Genomic DNA, 3,856 nt, shown 5'->3' on the forward strand with positions numbered 1-3,856 from the left:
GACGTCGCCCGCGCCCCGGCCCGTCGCGCCGCGCCCGCGCTGATCAGTCGGGAACCGCGTTGACCGGCGGGCGGCCCGACAGGACGGCCTCCAGATTGGCGACCATCAGCGCGGCCATGGCCTGGCGCGTCTCGACGGTGGCCGAGGCGACATGGGGCGTAAGCACGCAGCGGTCGCTGTCGATCAGGGCCTGGGGCGCGTTCGGCTCGTCGGCGAAGACGTCCAGGCCCGCGCCGCCCAGCCGGCCGGTGGTCAGGGCGGCGATCAGGGCGTCCTGATCCACCACCTCGCCGCGCGCCACATTGATCAGCACGCCGTTTGGGCCAAGCGCCGCCAGCACCTCGGCCGAGACCAGGCCGCGCGTCGATGCGCCGCCGGGCACGATGACGATCAGCACATCGACCTGGGCCGCCAGATCGACCAGGTTCGGCACGTGTCGCCAGGGCGCGTCGGCGACGGGGCGGCGGGTGTGATAGGCGATCTCTCCGGCCAGCGGCGTCAGCCGTTCGGCGATGGCCCGGCCGATGCGGCCCAGGCCCAGCAGGCCGTACTTCAGACCGGATGCGCGGCGCGCCAAGGGCGGCGGCCCTTCGGACGCCCAGCGCCCGGCGCGGACATAGGCGTCCATGGCGGGCAGTCGGCGCAGCGTCGCCAGCGCCAGCAGCAGGGCCAGGTCGGCGACGTCGTCGTTCAGCACGTCGGGCGTATAGGTGACGACCACGCCACGCGACCGGGCGCGGTCCACGTCGGTCAGATCATAGCCGACGGCGTGGACGGAGATGATCTTCAGCGCGGGAAGGGCGTCGATCAACCGGGCGTCCACGGTCGCGGCGCCCGAGGCGGCGACGCCCACGATCCGGCCCGCGACCTTTGGGGGCGCCAGGCCGTCCGGGCCCGGACGATGCAGGGTCCAGCCCCGCTCGTGCGCCTGTCGGGTCAGGATGTCGTCGGCCAGGGCGGGCAGGCCGATCACCAGGATGTCGATGCTCATCCCACCGTTCTAGGCGCGGGGATGGGCGGCCGCATAGGCGTTCAAAAGTCTATCCGCGTCGACGCCGGTGTATTTCTGGGTCGTCGACAGGCTGGCGTGGCCCAGCAGTTCCTGGATCGAGCGCAGGTCGGCGCCGGCGCCCAGCAGATGGGTCGCGAAACTGTGGCGCAGGGCGTGGGGCGTGGTGCGCTCGGGCAGGCCCAGCCGTCCGCGCAGCCGCTGGACGCTGGCCTGAACATGGCGGGGGCTGAGCGGCCCGCCGCGCCGGGCGCGAAACAGGGCGTCGGCGGGCTGGAGCGGAAAGGGCAGGAGCGCCAGATAGGCGTCCACCGCCTGACGCACGGCGGGCAGGACCGGGACGATCCGGGTCTTTGACCCCTTGCCGACGATCCGCAGCGTCTCGCCCAGCGGCGCATCGGCGCGCGTCAGCGACAGCCCCTCCGATATCCGCAGGCCGCAGCCGTAGAGCAGGGTCAGGACGGCGCGGTCGCGGGCGGCCTCCCACGGCTCGGCGTCGGGATCGGCGTCGGGTTCGGCCAAAAGGCCGCGCGCCTGATCCTCCGTGACCGGGCGGGGCAGGCTGGGCTTGGCCCTGGGGCCGCGCACCAGGGCCAGCTGCGGGGCGGGGGTGTCCAGCCGCCGGTCCAGAAAGGCGTGAAAGCCGCGAATGGCCGACAGGGTCTGGCTCAGCGAACGGGCGGCCAGCGGATGATCGCCGCTGCGTCGCTCGGCCATATGGGCGCGGACCTCGGCGGCGGTGACGGTTCTCATGTCCTCCAGCGACAGGACCTCGCCGCGATGGCGCTCCAGAAAGGCGACATACAGCCGGCCGATGTGGCCATAGGCTTCCAGCGTTCGCGGCGACAGCCGCCGCTCATGCGCCAGATGATCCAGCCAGGCCCGCAGGGCGTCGGGGGCGGTCAGTTCAATATGGGCCATCGCTCGGCCATCCGCTCGACCACCCGCGCCAGGAAGGCGGCCAGTTCGCAGCCCATATTGGGGGTGAAGCCCTCGGGCTCGGGCGAGCCGAAGGCGCACAGGCAGGGGCGCGGCGGCCCGCCGGGCGTCAGGTGCGGGGCCATGCGGACCAGGGCGATGGACTTCACCTCGTCCTCGGCCGCGCCGAAGAAGTTCAGTCCCTCGATCATCGGGCCAAGCCAGGTCAGCCCATGCTCGCCCAACAGGTTGTCGACGTCGCCCTCTTCCAGCGCGCGCCAGCCGAAGGGCACGCCGCCGGGCTTCTCCAGGGCGATGGCGGCGCCCGCCAGGCCGAACCGCCCTTGCGCCGCGCCGTCCAGACGCCGCGCCAGATCGGAGTGATTGCGCGCCTCCATCAGGTCCAGGGTGGAGACATGGGTCTGGGTCTGGGCGGCGAAGTTGGCGCGGGCGATCATTTCGATCTCGCGCCGGGCGCCGGCCTCGCGCTCGGCGACGGCCTCCAGCCGGGTCAGGGCGGCGGCGCCGAAATCCACCACATTGCGCCCATGCGGACGCAGGCCGATCTCTTCCAGCAGCGAGCGGTCGTCCAGCAGGGTCTGGGCGTGGGTCTGCAACCAGCCGCGCACCTGGGGCCAATGCAGACCGTCGCCGATGGAGGCGCCTGCGTCCGTTTCAGACGTTTCGAAAAGGTCCAATGAGCCGCTCAACAGACCTCTCCGGGACGTGAAATGCTACAGAATCGACTGACCCGTCTTGGCCCAGTCCGCCACGAAGGCATCAAGACCCTTGTCGGTTAACGGGTGGTTCACCAGCGCCTTGAAGGTGTCGGCCCCGAAAGTGGCGGCGTCCGATCCGGCGACGGCGGCGGCGGCCACATGGCCGACATTGCGCAGGCTGGCGGCCAGGATCTGGGTCTCGAAACCGTGGACGTCATACAGGACGCGGATTTCCTCCAGCAGGCCGATGCCGTCGGCGCCGTTGTCCTCCAGACGCCCGACGAACGGCGAGACGAAGGTGGCGCCCGCCTTGGCGGCCAGCAGGGCCTGGGCGGCCGAGAAGCACAGGGTGACGTTGGTCTTGATCCCCTTGTCGGAGAAGACGCGGCAGGCGCGCAGGCCGTCCCAGGTCAGGGGCAGTTTCACCACCACGTTCGAGGCGATGGCGGCCAGCTTGTCGCCTTCCTTGACCATGGTCTCGAAATCCAGCGAGACGGCCTCGGCGGAAATCGGCCCCTCGACCAGGGCGCAGATTTCGGCGATGACCTCGGCGATGTTCCGACCCGACTTGGCGATCAGCGACGGATTGGTGGTGACGCCGTCCACCATCCCGGTGGGAACCATGTCCTTGATGACGGCGACGTCGGCGGTATCGAGAAAGAGTTTCATGGGCAGAGCTTTTAGCGTCAGGCAGGCGAGGAGGCGACTCCCTTTCTCCCCCCCATCGCAAGCGACGGGGAGGTGGCGCGGCGCGCCTTCGCGCCGTGACGGAGGGGCTCTGGCCGCATCACCGCCATCTGTGGGACTTCAAGAGCCCCTCCACCGCTTCGCGGTCCCCCTCCCCATTGCATGGGGAGGGGGCGAGGGATGAAAGTCGCCTCGGTCCTCATTCCCCTGCCGGTGCCGGAGGCCTTCGACTACGAGGTTCCCGAGGCGCTGACGCTGGCGCGCGGCGATCAGGTCGCCGTGCCGCTGGGGCCGCGCCTGATGCGGGGCGTGGTGTCCGACGTGTTCGAGACGACCGGATCGAACCGGCGGCTGAAGGCGGTGGACAGTCTGCTGGACGATCCGGCCCTGCCGGCGGGCGTGATGGATTTCGTCGAATGGGCCGGGCGCTGGACGCTGTCGCCGCCCGGCGAGATGGCGGCGACCGCTTTGAAGGGTCTGCCCCAACGCCAACTCGTTCCGTCGTTTCCAGGCCAACAGCTAC

General features: G+C 70.7%; 4 protein-coding genes and 1 pseudogene. 1 reads left to right on the forward strand and 4 read right to left on the reverse strand.

The genetic code is table 11. The features are described from left to right. Positions 1-43: 43 nt before the first annotated feature. The 4 genes from RTU05_RS17255 to fsa are packed head-to-tail and all read right to left on the reverse strand — an operon-like array spanning position 44 to position 3,315. Positions 44-991: an NAD(P)-dependent oxidoreductase gene (locus RTU05_RS17255; protein ID WP_312599544.1), complete on the reverse strand. Its 948-nt coding sequence runs from the start codon at positions 989-991 to the stop codon at positions 44-46. A 9-nt stretch (positions 992-1,000) separates the two neighbouring features. After that, on the reverse strand, positions 1,001-1,930 hold the full coding sequence (locus tag RTU05_RS17260; RefSeq protein ID WP_312599545.1) for a tyrosine recombinase XerC: 930 nt from the start codon (positions 1,928-1,930) through the stop codon (positions 1,001-1,003). Continuing rightward, positions 1,912-2,625, reverse strand: coding sequence for a DUF484 family protein (locus RTU05_RS17265; protein WP_312599546.1), 714 nt, complete (start codon positions 2,623-2,625; stop codon positions 1,912-1,914). Before RTU05_RS17265 ends, RTU05_RS17260 begins: the two co-directional genes overlap by 19 nt. 36 nt (positions 2,626-2,661) lie before the next feature. Then, a complete protein-coding gene (gene fsa, locus RTU05_RS17270) occupies positions 2,662-3,315 on the reverse strand; it encodes a fructose-6-phosphate aldolase (RefSeq protein WP_307512932.1) in 654 nt (217 codons plus the stop codon). A 198-nt stretch (positions 3,316-3,513) separates the two neighbouring features. Between fsa and RTU05_RS17275 the strand changes: the two are divergent. Next, a pseudogene (locus RTU05_RS17275) lies at positions 3,514-3,856 on the forward strand (hypothetical protein); the annotation flags it as partial.

The sequence above is a fragment of the Brevundimonas sp. genome (genome assembly GCF_032017145.1).
Classification (GTDB): Bacteria; Pseudomonadota; Alphaproteobacteria; order Caulobacterales; family Caulobacteraceae; genus Brevundimonas.